We start from the raw sequence: 18,445 nt of genomic DNA, 5'->3' as shown, positions 1-18,445 counted from the left end.
TCACCGGTAAATAATTAGGTGTGTGTCACCGGTAAATACTACTGTCCAAGCTGAGTAAGGATGTACCTGTGCGGGTCGCCTGTCCCTAATTGGCCAGAGGTGTTATCGCCCCAGCCCCAAATGGTGCCGTTAGTTTTTATGGCTAAGGTGTGTCCGTTATTACCGTGGGCCGTGATTTTTGCCCAGTCCGTATCAAAGCCGACCCGGACGGGCGTATTCCTGTCGGTCGTGTCGCCCAGGCCCAATTCACCAACGCTATTTTTCCCCCAGGCCCAGAGTGTGCCGTCTGTTTTGATTGCCAGGGTGTGCCAGTAACCGCAGGCGATCTGTTGCCAGTTGGTATCGGTGCCAATCTGAGTCGGAATGTTTTTAGATACATTTGTACCATCGCCTAATTGACCAAACCAGTTTTCGCCCCAGGCCCAGAGGGTACCATTGGTCTTGAGAGCGATGGTGTATGCGTAACCGGCGGCTATTTTGGACCAATCGGTGTCGGTTCCTGCCTGGGTCGGGGTATTTCTGTTGGTCGTATCGCCCAAGCCTAATTGGCCGTAATTGTTCTGTCCCCAGGCCCAGAGGGTGCCATTGGTCTTTAGGGCAACGGCATGTTGAAATTGATAATTACCGCCAGCCGTGACCTGCGCCCAATCGGTATCAGCCCCAGCCTGCGTGGGTGTCGTTATCGGATCGGAGACAAACCCCAAACCTAGTTGTCCATACCCGTTTGATCCCCAAGCCCAGAGAGTCTTGTTGGTCTTTAGGGCTATGACGAACCCGCATTTGGTAGAAACAGCCAACCAGTTTGTATCAGCGCCTATCTGGACCGGGGAAGTTTTCTTGGTCGTATCGCTACCCAGTCCTAATTCGTTATTGGAGTTAAAACCACAGCCCCAGAGTATACCGCTAGCCTTGGTGGCGATGGTGTGATTCGCACCTACGGCAATCTGGCTCCAGTCAATGTCGACGCCTATCCGGGTCGGTATGATTCTGGCTGTTTCGTCTGCCATGCCTAATTGACCGCTTCCGTTTTCGCCCCAGGCCCAGAGGGCACCGCTGTTTTTGAGCGCAATAGTATGGGAACTGCCCGTGGCAATCTGGCTCCAATCGGTATCGGTTCCGATTTGATGAGGGCCGGTGTAATTAAACTGGTTATTTACCCCTAATTCCCCGTTGCTATTGATACCACAGGCCCAAAGAGCGCCGTTGGTTTTCCGGGCGATGGTGTATGCAGCGCCGGCGTCTATTTCAAGCCAGTCGGTATCGGTTCCAACCTGGGTCGGAATGTTTCGATTGGCAGAATCGTTCAAGCCTAGCTGGCCGTAATTGTTTTCTCCCCAGACCCAGAGGGTGCCGTTGTTTTTTATGGCCAGGGTGTGCCCGCCAAAAATATCTGTCGGAAACGAAAAGGGCGCGGCAGATATCTGAAGCCAGGTGTTTTCGCTGCCTATTTGGGTTGGGACATATCTGGTGGTCGTGTCGCCCAAGCCCAATTGGCCGTTATCATTCTGTCCCCAAGACCAGAGCGTGCCGTTGTTTTTTAACGCAATCGTATATTTATGGCCACCGCGGACTTTTGCCCAATTTGTATCCGTGCCTATCTGTACAGGCGTGGTTTTATTCGAGGTAATGCCCACTCCTAACCCTCCCCACCCGTTAAATCCCCAGGACCAGAGGGTGCCGTTTGTTTTCCGGGCAAGGGTGTGCCAGCCACCGCAGGAAATCTCCGCCCAGTCAGAGGCTGTTCCTATCCGGGTGGGAGTATTCCTGTCGGTCGTGTCGCCCAAGCCTAATTCACCTGTTGAATTACCTCCCCAGCTCCAAACAGTTCCGTTTGTTTTGAGTGCCATATTGTGGGAAACCCCAACTGCCAGGACAAGCCAATCTGTATCGGCACCAACCTGGGTGGGCGTATTCCTGTCGGTCGTATCGCCCAGTCCTAATTGGCCGGCATTGTTAATTCCCCAAGCCCAGAGGGTACCGTTGGTTTTAATGGCTAAGGTATGATTTCCGCCGGCGGCTATTTGGGCCCAGTCGTTCTCGGAACCTATTTGGTTCGGCGTATTTTTATTATCATATACAGCCAGACCTAATTGCCCCCACCCATTATATCCCCAGGCCCAGAGGGTGCCGTCGGTCTTTAAGGCAACGGTGTGCTCCGCGCCGACGGCGACCTGCGCCCAGGTTACTACGGCAATAGTCGTTCCAGCCGCTTCATTAGAATAGCCGCTATTACCAATCGTATTATAGGCATATATGCGGTAGTAGTAAGTTGTACCCTGAGTAAGTGCAGTGTCAGAATAAGAGGTTGTATTCGGAGGTAGTGTCACACATAATATATATGTTCCAGCAATACCCGTTTTACGTTCTATCTTGAACCCGTCTTCATCTGTAGAATTGTCAGCCCAGATAAGATTAATTTGTGATGAAGAAACTACAGTAGTAGTCAAGCCGGACGGGACATTGGGAGATGCAGGTCCATCCAGCGTGGTGGCGCTTGGTTCGTTAGAATATGAGCTCTGCCCATCACCGTTATACGCTCTTACCCGATAATAGTAAGTGGTCAATGGAGAAAGGCCGGTATTGGTGTAGGCGGTAATATTAGCCAGTACCGAACCGGCAAAGGCATAGGTGCCGCCGGCGCCGGTTTTGCGCTCTATCATAAACCCGTCTTCGCTGGTGGAATTATCAGTCCAGACGAGGCTAATGGCATAAGCGGAATTAACGGTGACGCTGAGGTTTGTTGGTGCGGCTAAAGGAAGCGTCACTGCGATAGTATTGGAATAAGCGGAATTACCCCGCGTATTAAACGCCCTGACCCGATAGTAGTAGGTGTTTCCGTCAATAAGCCCGGTATCAGAATAAACAGGGGTGTCGGCCGCAACAACGGCTATCTCGGTGAAAGTACCCTGATTTACAGAACGCTCTATCTTGAAGCCGTCTTCGTTGCCGGAGTTATCCTGCCATGAAAGATTGACCTGGGATGAAGACGCGATTACCGCGAAAAGTCCTGACGGCGCAGTGGGCAATAGCGAACCACTGCTGCCTGTGTCAGGATTAGCTACTCCGCAACCGCCGTAATTGAAGCTGGTTATATATGCCACACATATTAAAACTGCGGCAATCCACATCCAACGGTTTCGCATGATTCACCTCCATCGGATTATCGAATTAAAGCACTGCCAAAAGAACCTTGTTTTAATTATGTAACACTTCCGGCAATTTTGTCAAGGGAAAATATTATTTTCGGGCAATATTATTTATCCATTATCCATAAATATCGGTTAACTCTCCAGGATGTTATTGCTATGCATCATCTATCCGGTAATATTTTTCTTGACTACTCTTATGCTTTGAGTATCATCCAGAAATATTTATCAACAACTTTTAGGTACACATCCCCGAACAGGGGAATGAAAGGACGGGAGTTATGGCGAACCCTTTAATCATTACCGGACAGAACCTTAAGATAGAAAACGTGGTCGAAGTAGCCCGGCACAAACGCCCGGTCGAGCTCGACCCCGAGGCCGTCAAGCGCATCAAGGCCTGCCGGGTTATGCTGGATAAGAAAATAGCGGCCGGCGAAATTATGTACGGCATCACTACCGGCATCGGCGAGTTCTCGGAGAAGGTCCTTAATGCCGAAGAGGTGGGACAATTCCAAAAATACCTGGTTTATAACCACGCGGCCGGCATCGGCGAACCGGCTCCGGAGGAATTCGTCCGGGCCGCCATCCTGGGCCGCATCAACGTCCACGCCCACGGCAATTCGGGCAACCGCCTGGAAATCACCCAGACCTTCGTCGACCTGCTCAACAAGGGCGTCACGCCCTATGTCTGCCAAAAAGGTTCGGTCGGCGCCTGCGGCGACCTGGCCCCGATGTCGCAGATAGCCCTTCTGCTCTTGGGCGAAGGCGAAGCCTATTACAAAGGCAAGCTGATGCCAGGTAAAGAGGCGATGGACGCGGCCGGGATTCCCATCCCCGGGCTCAAAGCGCGCGACGGTCTGGCCGCCATCAACGGCTCTAACTTCCTGACCGGCATGAGCGCCATCTTCCTTTACGACGCCAACCGGCTGATGAAACAGGCCGAAATCGCCTGCGCCATGACGCTTGAGGCGCTCAAGGCCAATATGAAACCTTATACGCCCCTGCTGCACGAAGTCAGGGGATTCAAAGGCGCGGTCCGCTCGGCGGCCGCCATCCTTAAGTGCGTCCAGGGCGGCGACCTGCAGTTGGGCAAGATGAAGTGCAAGGTCCAGGACGCCTATTCGATGCGCTCCACGCCGCAGGTCATCGGCGCGGCGCACGACGCACTGGCCTACGCCCGTTCCCAGGTCGAGATAGAGCTCAACGGCGTGGGCGACAACCCCATCTTCTTCGCCGAGAAGAACCTCCAGCTTTCCGGCGCCAATTTCCAGGGCTCGCCGGTGGCCGTGCCGATGGATATGGCCGGCGCCTGCGTCACCATGGTGTCGGTGCTTTCGGAACGCCGCCTCAACCGGCTGACCAACCCGGCGCTGAGCGTCGGATTACCGCCGTTCCTGGCCACAAACCCGGGGCTGTTCTCTGGCCTGATGCTTTCCCAGTACACAGCCGATTCGCTTATCGTCGAACAAAGAATTCTGTCCATGCCGGCCTGCATACAATCCATACCGGCCGCCGCCGACCAGGAGGATTTCGTATCCATGGGCATGAACACTGCCATCAAGAATAAGCAGATTCTCAAGAACGCCTACGGCGTGGTCGGCATAGAATTCATAGCCGCGACACAAGCGCTCGATTTGAGGAAGGGCGAATACCAGTTCGGCAAAGGCACCCAGACGGCCAGAGAGGTCGTCCGCCGCCACGTAAAATTCCTCGACGAGGACCGGCCGCTTTACCCGGACAACACCAAGATGATGGAAGTGGTCGAATCCTGCGAGATTCTTGAAGCGGTAGAAAAAACCGTCGGCAATCTGGAATAAGTCTCGGAATCACAGAGTGGTTTTTATTCCTATGGCGTTCTAGGATGCAAGCAGGCTCGGTACCACGAACACCCACCTTCATTTAGGAAGTTTTTTCAGTTCTTTCGTTTGTTTGAGATAATTAGTTTTGGCAACGATAGACCTACCCAGCCGTTTTTCTAATTGTTTTCTAGCATTGCCGGCTATCGCGCCGCCGGTTTTGGCATCCGATTTCAGCTTCGGCACGCCTCGGGAATCGTCTGTGCGGTGAATTTCTGTGGTGGCGCGCTCGCCTAACATGGTGAATATCAACTCGAAATCATCCATATGGTCCCTGAGGTTCTGCCGTTGCAGTCCTTTTAGTTCCTTATATTGGCTGGGCGTGACGCCGAAGGTGGCTTTTGATATCTCCGAGGTCAGGATTTCATAATCTTTTTCCTCTTGCGCGCCGCGTTTTTGCCATTCATCGGTAAGTTCCTCGCGGATAGCGATGCCGCGCATCCGTTTTTCTATCCAGTCGTCCGGGTAACCCTTGGCCTTATACAATGCCCGGGTGCGTTTGGTGGCGATTTCCGGGTCTTCTATTTCCTTTATCCGCTCGTAACCGACCTTAGCCAGCCAGCGCTTGAACGGTTCGGCCTTGGGCGAGGGAATGGACTGGATGATGCGGAAAATGCCTTCGGTATTGGCGCAGTTCATCTTTTGTGGGCCACCGGCCGTGCTAATCTGAAGGGTATGGACAAATTGTCCATACCCTTTATTTAATTCCTCATCTCTTAAGCGCATTTTATTGATATAATCTTTCGGGTTAGTTGAATCAGTCAGCGCTAAAACTACATCTTCTATGGCAAACCACCATTCGTTTTTATGCAATGCCTTGCGGATTTTTCGTCCGCGGAAAATAGCTATTTTCGTTGCGGGGGTAAGTTCATTATTCATATTTACTCCTTCCGGAATCTCAATATCACTAAGACTAAAATCCCGCCGAAATAAACCCCTAAAGGGAAGCGGTAACTCTAACTTATGGATTCGAAGCGGCTTTAATATATCTAATCCTACCGAATTAATCAAGTATTTACAATATCATCAATCACCGTAAAAACTCTTCAGGCGTGTTTTGTATTCAGGCTGGTCCATACTCTGGACATGGTCAGCGCCATCCACCAGCCATAGTTGGGCTTTGCGGTTTGTGGCTTCATAAAGCCGGATTGACTCGGTATAAGGGATGAAACTGTCGGCGGTACCATGGATAATCATCACACGGCGGCCGTCCAGCCGGGGCATTAGTTTTTCGGGCTGGTTATCGGCGATATCCACCCCGGTCCAGACCCATCCCCAGAACCGACTCAGATACCAGACCGGCGTAGCCAGCGGCCCAAAGTTCTTGAGCACCTTGGCCCGGGCGACGGTTTCCAGTTGGCCGAACGAGGCATCTATGACAATCCGGTTAAAAATACCGTATTCAGCCGCGGCCCGGATAACGGCCGACCCGCCCATAGAGTACGACAGCGCGTAAACCGGAACACCGGGACAGGTCCGGGTTATCCAATCATAAGCGGCCTTGATATCTCGTGATTCCTTTATGCCGAAGGTGGTCAGATAACCACCGCTGTCGCCGTGGGCGCGGAAGTCACATATGAGGGCGTTGTAACCCAGCTGGTGGACCATGGCTACCGGTTTCAGGAAGTTTTCCTTATTTACGCCCAGCCCGTGCGTAACCAGTATCACGGGTTTCTTGGACTGTCCGGCCGGGATAAACCAGCCGGAAAGGCGGATGCCGTCAGAATAGAATGATACGTCGGTATAGTTTTTGAGTCCGGCATCGGCCGGCGTGCCTTTGGGCGAGACTTTTTGCGGGTGTAACTGGATGGCCGCGAATAAGAACGGGCCGGCGATAAAGACAACAATTCCGAAATGAAGAAGTCCGGTCACCAGTTTCCGCGCCCTGGTTTTGGGTTTGATTATTCCGGCTACGGCCCGCCTGACCCCATAGCTAAAAATATGAAGCAGAATAAGAATCAAGCCTAAGGCAATGACATCGAACAGGAACGAGCTGAATCTGTAGCGCCCGGAAATAAGCCCGGCCAGGGCTAGCCCCCGGGCGTAAACAACCGCGGACAATACCGCGATATAAATTGCAATAAATATCAGCCGCTTGCGGGTCAGCATATCGGCCATAAACAACCGGAGACGCTCTTTTATCACAGGCGTATTATGCCCGGCATTCCGGCGGTGTCAATAGAATTATTCCAAGCGCCGCGCATTACGATAAAAACATTGACAATTTTGCCGTAATGGGCTAAATTATCGGTGTTAAAAGAAGGAGTAATCATATGAAGAATGAAAAAGGATTCACGCTGATTGAATTATTGCTGGTGGCTGTCATCATCGCCATCCTGGCATCAGTGGTGGTCGGTAATTTCGTCGGCCAGGAGAAGAAAGTCTATGACGCCAGGGTCAAGGCTGATTTCGCCACGATATCAACGGCCTTGGACCTGTATTCTCTGGATAACGGCATGTTCCCGTCCACCGAACAGGGGCTGAAAGCACTGATTGAAAAGCCGTCTTCCACGCCGGTGCCGTCAAACTGGACCAAGCGCTATCTGGTTAACGACCCGGACGACCCCTGGAAAAAAGAATATAAATACCGTTACCCGGGCGAACATAATAAGGACCGTTTTGATATCTGGTCCACCGGCCCGGACGGCAAAGACGGCACCGAGGACGACGTCGGTAACTGGAAAACAACACAGTAGACCAAGTTACAAGCCCTGCTTTTATCGGCCGTAACCCAATATCCTGATGAACAAATATTCCGAACCAAAATCAGGCTTCCGTAAACCGGCCAAGGGGTTCACCCTCATCGAGTTAATGGTTTCCGTCATTATCATTTCCATCAGCGTCATCAGCATCTACCAGGCATTCATCGGCTGTATGGACGGCAAGGTGGCGGCGGAGAATTATAACCGCTGCACCGTCCTGGCGCTGGAGCAAATCCAGAAGTTCGAGGAGGAATCAACCGGTTCGGGCGGAACCGAGCAATTGTCGGAAAATAACCGGCTGTTCGAATGGACCATCGAAAGAAAAGACCTGACCGGAAACGCCTATGACGCTTACCCGTCACTGAAAGCCATAATCCTGAATATGAAATGGCAGGGGCCGGGAGAGCACCGCAAGGGACAGATGACATGGACTTATTACACAATACCTCGGCAGGAATAAAACCCGATCTCGGCCGGACCGAAGCCGGGTTCACGCTCCTGGAGCTTATCGTCACCTCTGTGCTGGCCGCCATGGTGATGATGTCGGTCTATTCGGTTTTTAATTCCGGCATTACGGTCTGGAACGCCACTTACGAGGCGAGCAATACGGACAACATTTATCTCAACATCGAACGGATTAACCGCGAGCTGTCCGGCATGCTCAATTTCGCGCCGATTGGTTTTACCTGCGATAACCGCCGAATGACCTTCCCGGCCATGGTCAATGCCCCGACTGAGGATAAAAACACCACCGCATCAGACCAAATACCGGCCGAACCCGCGAAGACATTCGGCCGCCCGGGCTGGATAAGCTATTGGTTCAACGCCGACAAAGGCGAGTTATCACGAAACCAAGGTGTTTACGGGAAGCGCCTGACCGATGATAAGTACCAGGTGCTGCTCACCGAACTCAAGGATGTCAGTTTCTCTTTCGTAAAAACCGAAACCGCCGGCTCCTCGGAGCAGGGTTTCCTGCCTCAGACGGTCAAGATAGAAATCCAAACCAAGGACAAAACTTTTACCAGAACCATATACATACCGCTGTCCAAAGCGGCCAAGAACGAGCAAAGATGAATATTATAGGTTGTGAACGCAGTGCGCCACCCCGCCGCAGCGGGCAAGGAAGCATCCTGGTTTTTACGGTCTGGGTGATATTTATCCTGACCATATTCGCCATGACCCTGGCCGGCATCGTTTCGGACCGGATATTCTTCGCCCAGGGCTACCGGGAACGGGCCCAGGCGTACATCGCCGCCTGCTCGGGCATCAACCAGGCCATAGCCGAAATCAAGAAAGACACCCAGGCCAATAATTACGACACCCTTAACGAACTCTGGTGCAGCAACGCCGAATTATTCAATAATCAGCCTATAGGCAGCGCCTTTTTCAGCATTTCTTTCAATTGGACGGACGGCGGCATATCATACGGTATGCACGACGAGGAAAGCAGCATCAATATCAACACCGCGTCGCAGAAGGTGCTGGAAACGCTGTTTAAGAACCGGTACGACCTGCTGACCCCGTCCGAGGCCGAGTCCATCGCCAACGCCATAATCGACTGGCGTGACGAGGACAGCAACGAGCGCCAGGGCGGCGCAGAGAATAATTATTACCAGTCATTATCCAACCCCTACCCCTGCAAGAACAAACCCTTTGATTTTATAGAGGAACTCCTACTGGTTAAGGGTATTACCGACGATATCTACGATAAAGTCAGGGATATCATTACCGTATACGGAGACGGCCGGGTCAACATAAATACGGCTTCCGGCGCTGTATTTATGGCCCTGGGCCTGAGCGATGAGCTGGCCAATAAGGTTATCCGTTACCGCAACGGGCCGGATGAAACCAGGCAGACCGAGGACGACCGGTCTTTTGTGGAGATGTCATCCATCGTCAGCGTCATCAACCAGGCCATCCCGCTGACCAGCGACGAATCGCAGGCGCTCAATAACCTGGTGGCCACCAACGCCATCATCACCAAATCAAACCATTTTCGGATACAAATAAAGGGATTCACCGGCGCGGCCGATGACCCTAAAAATAGCCGGACTATTACTTGCATTATAAAGCGAAATGGTAAGATTTTATACTGGAACGAGTAGGACATAGCCGATATAAAATATATAACTTCATATGAGCCTATTATTTAAAAATCAGACGACACTGGCCATAGAAATCAACGCCGAGGTGATAAAAATAGCCCACCTTCAGGCCGGCAATAATCCGGAACTGCTGGGTTTCGCCAGCAACGATATCCGGGCGGCCAGCGACGACCAGATTGTCGAATTCATCCGCAATTTCACCACTCTTAACAAAATCAAGACGCCCAACGTAATCAGCGTCATCCCGGGACGGTTCACCATCACCAAGAACATCGAACTGCCCTCAACCGACCCGGTCGAGATAAAACAGATTATCCAACTCCAGGCCAGCCGGCACAGCCCGTATTCACGCGATGAAATCATCATCGACTACCTGCCGATCGGGGTATTCAAGGGCGGATATACCAGGGTACTGCTGGTCATCGTCAACCGCGACCACATCAAGAAAAATCTGGATATCATCGAGCGGTCCGGGTTGAGGGTCAAGAAAGTGGTCTTTCCACCGAAACCATGTCCCAATGGTATACCCAGCAGTCAGACAACCCGGTCGGGGTGCTTCATATAGATTCGGGCAACATGGATTTCAGCGTCGTCCATAACGGCAAGCCGATATTCTTGAGAATCATCACGCTGGGCGCCAACCAGCTCATCTACGACCACGATAAATATATACAAAAATGCCAGGAGGAAATCCGCCATTCGCTGGAGGCATACCAAACCGAGAACATGGGTAGTGTCAGTCAGCTGATAGTCACCGGCGCGACCGAAAAGGCAGATTTCGGGAATATCGTCCGCGATGCCACCGGCATTCTGCCCAAACTGGAACCATGGTCCGGACTGGTTCCGATTGCCAAAGAGGCCGAAGAGCAAAAAGCGGCCGCTGCTCCGGACGTATCTTTCCACGCCGTTATAATCTCAGGGCTCAAATATAATAAAACCAGGATAGACCTGACGCCGGAGGAATTAAAGCTCCAGCAATCCGTAGCCGAGAAAAGCCGCGACGTCATCAAGCTGGGCACCTTGGTTATCGTTATCCTAGTCCTAATAACCATCATCTTCGGCCAGAAAATATGGCTGAAGACCTCGTTTACCACCAAGCTCAAGTCATACTATGACCAGCACCACTCCAAGGCCGTGGAACTGAGCCAGAAACACAAGAAAACGCTAGCGGTGGACAACTACCTGCGCCAGCAGAAAATGCCCCTGGAATCGCTGGCCGAACTGCAAAAACTCACCCCGGATACGATATATTTCGAAACAACCACCTACGAATACGGACGGGACAAGCGCCGGATGATTATCCGGGGTGTGGCCAACACCAGTAACGACGTAACTTTTCTAAGGGAACAGATGGAAAAATCATCTTATTTCAATAAGGTTGAAATAAAATCAATGGCAATCCAGGCAGTCAAAGAAGGAACGGTTATAAAAGAAGTTATCAATTTTGAAATCGCCTGCGGATTTAAAGATTCCAAAACAGAACCGGCAAAATAATTAAAGTATGAAGTTTCTATCCAAAATGTCCAGCCGGGAACGGACGCTATTTTACGTGACATTGATCACAGTGGGATTTTTCCTGATAATGCGCTTCATTATTTCGCCCATGCGCGATAAACTGAGCACCTTAAACAGCCAGATAGAACAATCCAAACAGGAAATCGATAATGACAAAACTGTCCTCAGCCGTGAAAAGGCCATTAACGATAAATACGAGAAATACAAGGAGTATTTCCGTGAACCTAAATCCGACGCCGATATGCTGGGCGACCTGATCAAAACAGTAACCGAACTGGCCAATAACTGGAGCCTAGTCATTGTCAGCAATAAACCGGCCATCGAGGAGAAAGACAACAAGGGCGTCAAGACTAAATACTACGTGGTCAGTATGGAAACCGAAGGCAAAATGAACCAACTGGTTAATTTCCTTTACGAACTCAACACCAAGAAGCGAATAATCTACATCGAGAAAATAGAGCTCAGCCCAAAAGTCAAAAGATCGGACACCCTCCGGGCGTCAATTACCATATACGAAACTTTTATACAATAGCCCGGTAACAAAACGGTATGCATTCTCCGGCTAATCACGAAAATCCCGCACCCGGCAAATCCAAAAGCACCATAATAATAATCTTCATGGCCGGATTGCTGGTTTCAGCTGTCGGCCTACTGGGGATACTTTTACCTAAAGGCCCTGTCGAAATCTCGCCGATGACAACCAACCAGCCCGCTCTGCCGGAAGTCCCAGCGCCCGCAGACAATCCCGAACCGGCGCCGGAGCCGGCCCGGAATCCCGAGCCAACCCCGGTAACTGACCCTGCCACCAAACCTGTCGCTCCACCGCCCGAAAAGCCGGAGATATCAGCCCAGCCCAGGCCCCAAACACCGGCCGACCAATCCGTAAAGCCTTCCGAACCATCCGCCGGGTCAAACCAACGGGTCCAAAACGCAATGAGCAAATGGTCCGATACCAAAACTAAAATCATCGGTCTGATAAAACGGTTCAAATACCAGGAAGCCATCTCTTTGGGAAATGATTTCTACAACAAGGAGGTTATCCCGATCGAGTCCATCACCAATTCCAGCGCCGCTGACATAAGCCGCCTAAAGAAGGAAACCAGCGCTTACCTTAATGAACTGACCGGCACGCGCCAAGTATTCCAGAACATTATCAGCTCGCTTACACCACAGGTCAATAAAACCGGGAGCATCTCTCGTAAGAAAATAAGCTTCGATACTCTCCAAATTTGGGTAACCAATGCCGACGAGACCGGCATCGAAGGCGAAATCGCCGGCGCCACCGGGAGCAAATACTACCGCCAGTGGCAGGATATCCAGCCCCGGATTGTTTATGAACTCCTGCCTAATACTACCGGGAAAGACCAGGTTTACAAGGCCATTTTCTGTTACAACCATAATCTGGAATCGGACGGCGAGCAAATACTGATTTCCTATTTCCAGCGCAGTCCGCAGGAAAAAACCTGGATAGACGAAATCCTGTCCCGGTATGACCCTGAATTCGGCGGCATAATCCCCCAGGGCGGCTTTGTTATTTACCAGAGCCAGTGGGTCCGGCCCGAGGACAAATATCAACTGGAACGCGGCTACGTAAAATACAACGGCGCCTGGATATCTTTCGACCAGATGATGCAGTTGAAAGGGCTGGTCAAGTTCCATGACCGCTGGGTCACAGCCAAGGAAAAAGACCGGCTGGACGCGCAGTCCAAGGCATTGGAGGCGCTTAAAGCCAATCTGGCGCCCAAGGGCGTAATTGATAAACCCGGCGCCGACACCGAACAGCTGGCCTGGAACCTTGCCCGAACCAAAACCACGCCGCATTACAGCGTCAAGACCAACCTTTCACAGGACGCGCTCAACGACATCGGTTACGTCATGGAATGCCTCTATTACGAATTCAAGAAGATATTCAAGCTGATGGGCGACTTCCAATTCAAACTTGATGTGCTGGTGTACAAGAACCAGAAAGAATATTACTATAACGGAGGCATGAAAGACACGGGCGGATTTTTCTCACCCCGTAAAATCGGTAACAACTCGGGCGGATTGATTATGGCTTATTACCAGACCAATCCGTTGCTCAACACCAGCATGGTCCTGCTCCACGAAGGCACCCACCAATTCCTGATGCTGGGCACTAAAATCAACGTGCCCATCTGGGTTAACGAAGGCCTGGCCACTTATTACGAATCGAGTAAATTCGAAGGAGAAAACCTTAAAACTAATCTTATTAACAAAGGCCGATTGGCCGAGATTAAATACGCCTTACAGGCTGGTAATTACGTAAAGCTCGGCGATTTCATCACAACCACCTCTGACAAATATAAAGGCGGCGGCTATTATGCCGAAGGCTGGAGCCTGATGTATTTCTTGTTCAACTGGCGGGACGGCTTTTACGCCGACGAACTGGAGGCGTATATCAATTACTTCCGAAATAACCCCAGCCTGACGGCTCAACAGCACATCGATATCTTCGAGCAAACCTTCAAAACCAAGGTGGAGATTATGGAAGCGCAGTGGAAAGATTACACCAAATCTCTCAACTGATTTACTTCTTGACCGGCTCCTGAGGCTGAACTTCCTTGGACTTATCAAACTTATTTGCAAACGGAGCATACATCGGTATTGACGCCGGGTTGACGCTCTGTTTGGTTACCGCCTCAACAACAGCCCGCTGGAGAATCAGGTCATCCTGCAGGTCAATCAAAAATTCCTGCCCGCGTTCGTCCGCGACGCGCCGGCGGATATGCTGCCTAAGCGCTTGGCGAACTTCTTCCTTCTCCAGGCGGGTCTTAAGATTCTGGTAGAGCTCGTCAAACTTGGGGTAACGATTGCCGTCCATACCGTCATCATCGGCTAATGCCTGGAATAATTTTTGTGAGGCCGCGTAGTTGTCATTAAGATAATTATCCAGTTGTCCGGAATCGAGCAGTTTATTGAACTCGTAATCCTTGGACAAGTCCCTTTCTGTCTCAGAAACCTTGATATCCGGTTCCAATCCGCCCACTCCGTTAGTTTTATGTATAGAACGGCCGGTAGGAAGGTAATACAAGGCTATAGTCATTCTCAACACCGGGTGCGGGTCAAGAGCCTTAAGCTCAAAAAGGTGCTGAACACTGCCTTTGCCGAATGTGGTTTTACCGACCAGAACAGCCTTTTTATGGTCCTGAAGAACGCCGGACAGTATCTCCGACGCGCTGGCCGAGTATTCGTCAACCAGCACGTAAATGGGCACATCTATTTTATCAGGCATTACTGACTTGTATTCTTCCACATTGCCCTGCCGGTCACGGGTAGTAACCAGAATCATGTCTTTGTCCAGTATGCGATCAAGAATCTCGATGACCGCCTTGAGGTACCCGCCTCCGTTACGGCGCACGTCTATTATCAATGATTTCATGCCCTGTTTGGTCATGGCATCCAAACAACTCTTGGCCTCATCGGCGGTCTTGTCGCCGAAGGTGGTAATCAACAGGTAACCGACCTGGCCGGGAAGCATCTCGTACCGGGCGGTCTTAACGTTGACGATGGCCCGGGTAAGGGTGAAGTCGCGCTCCTTGGTCCAACCCCTCCGGAAAACCTTGATTTTAACCTGGGTGTCCGGGTCTCCCTTGAGTTTATTGACCAGGTATTCCATATCCTTGCCCCGGGTGGATTCACCTTCTATTTCGGTTATCCGGTCAAGCGACCTCAGCCCGGCTTTGTAAGCCGGCCAGCCGTACATCGGGCGCTCGATAGTCAGGTATTCATCACGCACATTGACATAGGCGCCGATGCCGCCGTAACGCATATTAAGCGACTCCTGGGCCTTGCGCCGTTCATCAGCGTTCTGGTATGAGGAAAATCTGTCCAAACTGCCGACCAGACCGGCCGCGGCCGCTTCCATAAGTATTTTATTGTCTTTTGATTTATTCGGATCCACATATCGTTCCTTAACCAATCCAAGTATCTCATCCAAAAGCTGGTAATTATTGCCCATCGACCCCTTACTTTCCTGCATCTGGTAATAGTCCTGAAGCTCCTTGTATTTCAGGAAAAGGCTTGCCATCCGGCCGGTTTCGGTCGGGTCTATGCTGAGTTCCCTGAGAACCTCCTTGCTCCGTTCAAACTGGTCCATATCGGCCAGGGCCAGCGCGGCGGCTAATTTCAGGTTCGGGTCTTTCTGGTTAAGTATCTCCCGGACATTAGCCACGGCCTTGGGCTCGCCGGTCAGCTGGTAAAGCAGTTTGCTTAAAGCCAACCGCTGGTAAGTATTCACCGAAGATTCCAGTATGTCACGGAGCGCGTCAACCAGCTCTTTGCGGGGCGCTGTTTCCGGCTGATTGTACCTGACCAGGCTGCCTAGGAGCTCGGCGGCTATCAGGCCGGCCTTCCCGGCGCCTTGTGATTTTATGATGCCGATAAAAACGCTGATGCTTTCGGGTTGGCGGTCCAGCCGGTAAAGTATCCGGGCGCAGGCCAGGCGTATGTTGACGCTGGGGTTTTTAAGCCCGTCCTCAACCACCAGAAGCGACAGGTTCCCGACTGATTCTATTTCGCGCACGGTGGCCCAGAATTCAGAGGTCTCAATGGCGTTTTCCGTAGCCGCATTATACGCCTCCAGCTTCTTCATTGACTCACCGGGATTTATCGCATCCTCGGCAAAGGCAACGGATATCAGGACCAAACACATCAACGCAAACATCAGCTGCTTTTTCATAATACTCTCGTTTCTTTAAGGGAATCGGTTATTTGAATTTTATATTTATCTCTTCGGCCAGTTCGACCTTGAATGCGCCGCCGGTCAATTTACTGAGCTCTTCCATGGCACCTTTCATGTTCACTATGTTATCAGGAGTAAAATTCTTCTGGTACTTTTCCATGGCGCCTTTCCATTTATCCATAGAGGCGAATAATTTATCACCGTCTATCTCCATAAAGATAATCTTGTTGCCATCCCGGAAAGAAGCGTTGGTTTCGACTATCTCCGCGCCGCAGGTCAGGCCCATGGAAATGCGCAGACCTTTAAGAAACTGCTTGGCCATTTCCATATCCGCTTCACTATCGGAACCAGGCTCTTCCTTGTTTTCGGGCTGTTCAACCTGCTCCGGATCCTTCGGCTCAGGTTTTTCCTTGGATTCCTGAACAGCTGTTTTCTTAAGGGGCGACTTGATAGTCAACACGGTTGCCTTGCCGTCGACGGTTTTCTTAAGGACGAACCCGAAAGCCTCCATAGCCGAAGCCGAAGGCGCGCTCATACCACCCATAAAACTGCTCATCGGACCGGCTGACTGGGGATTAAGCTTGATCTTGGTGATATCGGTGAAAGTATACGCCACGTTAAAGCAGATAAACCCATCCTTGGTCGTTTCCTTGGAGAACGATTCGAAATAAACCCCATCGCCGTAGGAAGAGGTCGCTTTGCGGAATTCCTTTTCCATGGCCGCGGTTTCGTCCTCTTTTTTACCTTTCTCATCCTTGACGCCGGGCATAGCCGTCATCATGCCGTTGAGCATTTCAAAGGTCTCTTTGCTCAGGCCGATGGTCTGCTTGATTCTGCCGGAACCGTCGGGATTGACGCTTACATTAATATCAACCTTAAAACATCCTATTGTAACCAAGATAACCAACCCGAATACCGCCCAAATAATCAGTTTCTTCATAAAGCTCGCCTTTCATTTGGTATTAAATACCGATGCAAAACCTGGAATGGTAGTATCTAAACCTTCAAAGTCAAGTTTTAGTTGACTAGTCGGTCTGGCGGGTTACAATAAGTCGTTTTTATTAGCGATAAATTTATCTATGCTAGACTAGAAAGAGTTGCCTATGAAAAAGATAAAGGTCATCATAATGGGCGCGGCCGGCAAAGATTTCCACACCTTCAATACCTGTTTCCGCGACAACCCCAAGTACGAAATAATGGCATTCACGGCCACCCAGATACCAGACATCGCCGGGCGGAAATACCCGCCAGAACTGGCCGGCAAGCTTTATCCCAAAGGCATCCAGATATATCCGGAAAGCGACCTGCTCAAGCTTATCAAGAAGTATAAGATAGACGAGGTCTATTTCGCCTACAGCGACGTGTCTTATGATTACATCGACGGCCACCGCAAGAAGGTTGAAAAAGCCGGAGCCGAGTTCAAGCTGCCCGATCCGAACGCCACCATGATAAAGGCGCACAAACCGGTCATCGCCATCTGTGCGGTCCGGACCGGGGCCGGCAAAAGCCCCTGCACCCGCCGGGTGGTCAACATCCTAAAACAGCATAACAAAAAAGTCGCGGTCATCCGCCATCCCATGCCATACGGCGACCTGAGGGAACAGATTGTCCAACGCTTTGAAACCATCCAGGATATGAACAAGCATAAATGCACCATCGAGGAACGAGAGGAATACGAACCGCACATCGTCAAAGGCGCCATCGTCTATGCCGGAGTCGATTATCAGAAGATACTTGATGCGGCCGAGAAAGAAGCCGACTTCATACTCTGGGACGGCGGCAACAACGACACCCCCTTCTACAAGCCCAACCTGTACATCACCGTAGCCGACCCCTTAAGGGCCGGACACGAGCTGTCGTATTACCCCGGCCGGGTCAACTTCGAGATGGCCGATGTAATCGTCATAAACAAGGTCGATACGGCCGAACCGTCGGCCGTGGAAAGCATCGCTAAAAACGCCAAGAAATATAATCCCGATGCCATAGTCATCAAAGCCAATTCGCCCATCTTCGTGGCTGATTCCGCCGTCATCAAGGGCAAAAAGGTCCTGGTCATCGAGGACGGCCCGACCGTGACGCACGGCGAAATGGGTTACGGCGCCGGATTCGTGGCCGCCAAAAAATACAAGGCCAAGGAAATCATCGACCCCAGGCCTTATGCCGTCGGCAAGCTGGCTGAAGTATTCAAGAAATACAAACATACCAAGTCCGTACTGCCGGCCGTCGGTTACAGCGCCCAGCAAATCAAAGACCTGGAAGCGACCATAAAGAAAACGCCGGCTGACCTGGTAATCATAGCCACGCCGATAGACCTGCTTAAGTTGGTCAAGATTGACAAGCCGTCGGTTCGGGTTACATACGAGCTGGAAGAAATCACAAAGCCAACGCTGGAAGATATCGTTAAGAGGATGCTCTAACC

General features: G+C 51.2%; 16 protein-coding genes. 10 read left to right on the top strand and 6 right to left on the bottom strand.

What is annotated here, in order from left to right; genetic code table 11:
* Positions 1-38: 38 nt before the first annotated feature.
* Positions 39-3,143, bottom strand: a complete 3,105-nt coding sequence (locus WC980_07165) for a fibronectin type III domain-containing protein (protein ID MFA5794830.1) — start codon at positions 3,141-3,143, stop codon at positions 39-41.
* Between the two features lie 284 nt (positions 3,144-3,427).
* Here WC980_07165 and WC980_07160 point away from each other — a divergent pair, with 284 nt between their 5' ends.
* Positions 3,428-4,963 carry an aromatic amino acid ammonia-lyase gene (locus tag WC980_07160; protein MFA5794829.1) on the top strand — a complete coding sequence of 512 codons (1,536 nt, stop codon included), beginning with the start codon at positions 3,428-3,430 and terminating at the stop codon, positions 4,961-4,963.
* Between the two features lie 78 nt (positions 4,964-5,041).
* Here WC980_07160 and WC980_07155 read toward each other — a convergent pair whose 3' ends face one another.
* From WC980_07155 to WC980_07145, 3 genes are all read right to left on the bottom strand, one after another.
* Positions 5,042-5,881: a Bro-N domain-containing protein gene (locus WC980_07155; GenBank protein MFA5794828.1), complete on the bottom strand. Its 840-nt coding sequence runs from the start codon at positions 5,879-5,881 to the stop codon at positions 5,042-5,044.
* Positions 5,882-6,028: 147 nt separating this feature from the next.
* Complete coding sequence (locus WC980_07150; protein MFA5794827.1) at positions 6,029-7,147, bottom strand: alpha/beta hydrolase; 1,119 nt, start codon at positions 7,145-7,147, stop codon at positions 6,029-6,031.
* Entirely contained in the window at positions 7,144-7,275 is a 132-nt protein-coding gene (locus tag WC980_07145; protein ID MFA5794826.1) for a hypothetical protein, read from the bottom strand. The genes WC980_07150 and WC980_07145 overlap by 4 nt, the downstream gene beginning before the upstream one ends.
* Here WC980_07145 and gspG point away from each other — a divergent pair, their 5' ends adjacent.
* From gspG to WC980_07105, 8 genes are read left to right on the top strand one after another with little or no spacing between them, the layout of a single operon-like run.
* Positions 7,276-7,698, top strand: coding sequence for a type II secretion system major pseudopilin GspG (gene gspG / locus WC980_07140; protein MFA5794825.1), 423 nt, complete (start codon positions 7,276-7,278; stop codon positions 7,696-7,698).
* Positions 7,699-7,744: 46 nt separating this feature from the next.
* Entirely contained in the window at positions 7,745-8,164 is a 420-nt protein-coding gene (locus WC980_07135) for a prepilin-type N-terminal cleavage/methylation domain-containing protein (protein MFA5794824.1), read from the top strand.
* Entirely contained in the window at positions 8,131-8,778 is a 648-nt protein-coding gene (locus tag WC980_07130; protein ID MFA5794823.1) for a prepilin-type N-terminal cleavage/methylation domain-containing protein, read from the top strand. The genes WC980_07135 and WC980_07130 overlap by 34 nt, the downstream gene beginning before the upstream one ends.
* Positions 8,775-9,809, top strand: coding sequence for a general secretion pathway protein GspK (locus WC980_07125; protein ID MFA5794822.1), 1,035 nt, complete (start codon positions 8,775-8,777; stop codon positions 9,807-9,809). Before WC980_07130 ends, WC980_07125 begins: the two co-directional genes overlap by 4 nt.
* 31 nt (positions 9,810-9,840) lie before the next feature.
* Positions 9,841-10,374, top strand: coding sequence for a pilus assembly protein PilM (pilM, locus tag WC980_07120; GenBank protein MFA5794821.1), 534 nt, complete (start codon positions 9,841-9,843; stop codon positions 10,372-10,374).
* Entirely contained in the window at positions 10,320-11,303 is a 984-nt protein-coding gene (locus WC980_07115; GenBank protein MFA5794820.1) for a PilN domain-containing protein, read from the top strand. Before pilM ends, WC980_07115 begins: the two co-directional genes overlap by 55 nt.
* 7 nt (positions 11,304-11,310) lie before the next feature.
* A complete protein-coding gene (gene pilO / locus WC980_07110; protein ID MFA5794819.1) occupies positions 11,311-11,856 on the top strand; it encodes a type 4a pilus biogenesis protein PilO in 546 nt (181 codons plus the stop codon).
* 17 nt (positions 11,857-11,873) lie between these two features.
* Positions 11,874-13,871, top strand: a complete 1,998-nt coding sequence (locus tag WC980_07105; protein MFA5794818.1) for a DUF1570 domain-containing protein — start codon at positions 11,874-11,876, stop codon at positions 13,869-13,871.
* Position 13,872: 1 nt separating this feature from the next.
* On the opposite strand, the gene WC980_07100 is transcribed toward WC980_07105, so the two are convergent.
* Entirely contained in the window at positions 13,873-16,023 is a 2,151-nt protein-coding gene (locus tag WC980_07100; GenBank protein MFA5794817.1) for a S41 family peptidase, read from the bottom strand.
* A gap of 28 nt (positions 16,024-16,051) precedes the next feature.
* Complete coding sequence (locus WC980_07095) at positions 16,052-16,966, bottom strand: hypothetical protein (GenBank protein ID MFA5794816.1); 915 nt, start codon at positions 16,964-16,966, stop codon at positions 16,052-16,054.
* A 163-nt stretch (positions 16,967-17,129) separates the two neighbouring features.
* Between WC980_07095 and WC980_07090 the strand changes: the two genes are divergently transcribed.
* Entirely contained in the window at positions 17,130-18,443 is a 1,314-nt protein-coding gene (locus WC980_07090; GenBank protein MFA5794815.1) for a cyclic 2,3-diphosphoglycerate synthase, read from the top strand.
* The last annotated feature ends 2 nt before the right edge of the window (positions 18,444-18,445 follow it).

The sequence above is a fragment of the Candidatus Brocadiia bacterium genome, from assembly GCA_041658285.1.
Taxonomy (GTDB): domain Bacteria; phylum Planctomycetota; class MHYJ01; order JACQXL01; family JACQXL01; genus JBBAAP01.
The sequence above is the reverse complement of the archived record's forward strand: the minus strand, read 5'-3'. Positions and strand labels throughout refer to the sequence as shown.

Coding starts and splice junctions, on each gene's coding strand:
- WC980_07165 (MFA5794830.1), bottom strand. CDS start 3,143: ATGCGAAACCGTTGGATGTGGATTGCCGCAGTTTTAATATGTGTGGCA.
- WC980_07160 (MFA5794829.1), top strand. CDS start 3,428: ATGGCGAACCCTTTAATCATTACCGGACAGAACCTTAAGATAGAAAAC.
- WC980_07155 (MFA5794828.1), bottom strand. CDS start 5,881: ATGAATAATGAACTTACCCCCGCAACGAAAATAGCTATTTTCCGCGGA.
- WC980_07145 (MFA5794826.1), bottom strand. CDS start 7,275: ATGATTACTCCTTCTTTTAACACCGATAATTTAGCCCATTACGGCAAA.
- gspG (MFA5794825.1), top strand. CDS start 7,276: ATGAAGAATGAAAAAGGATTCACGCTGATTGAATTATTGCTGGTGGCT.
- WC980_07135 (MFA5794824.1), top strand. CDS start 7,745: ATGAACAAATATTCCGAACCAAAATCAGGCTTCCGTAAACCGGCCAAG.
- WC980_07130 (MFA5794823.1), top strand. CDS start 8,131: ATGGACTTATTACACAATACCTCGGCAGGAATAAAACCCGATCTCGGC.
- WC980_07125 (MFA5794822.1), top strand. CDS start 8,775: ATGAATATTATAGGTTGTGAACGCAGTGCGCCACCCCGCCGCAGCGGG.
- pilM (MFA5794821.1), top strand. CDS start 9,841: ATGAGCCTATTATTTAAAAATCAGACGACACTGGCCATAGAAATCAAC.
- WC980_07115 (MFA5794820.1), top strand. CDS start 10,320: ATGTCCCAATGGTATACCCAGCAGTCAGACAACCCGGTCGGGGTGCTT.
- pilO (MFA5794819.1), top strand. CDS start 11,311: ATGAAGTTTCTATCCAAAATGTCCAGCCGGGAACGGACGCTATTTTAC.
- WC980_07105 (MFA5794818.1), top strand. CDS start 11,874: ATGCATTCTCCGGCTAATCACGAAAATCCCGCACCCGGCAAATCCAAA.
- WC980_07100 (MFA5794817.1), bottom strand. CDS start 16,023: ATGAAAAAGCAGCTGATGTTTGCGTTGATGTGTTTGGTCCTGATATCC.
- WC980_07095 (MFA5794816.1), bottom strand. CDS start 16,966: ATGAAGAAACTGATTATTTGGGCGGTATTCGGGTTGGTTATCTTGGTT.
- WC980_07090 (MFA5794815.1), top strand. CDS start 17,130: ATGAAAAAGATAAAGGTCATCATAATGGGCGCGGCCGGCAAAGATTTC.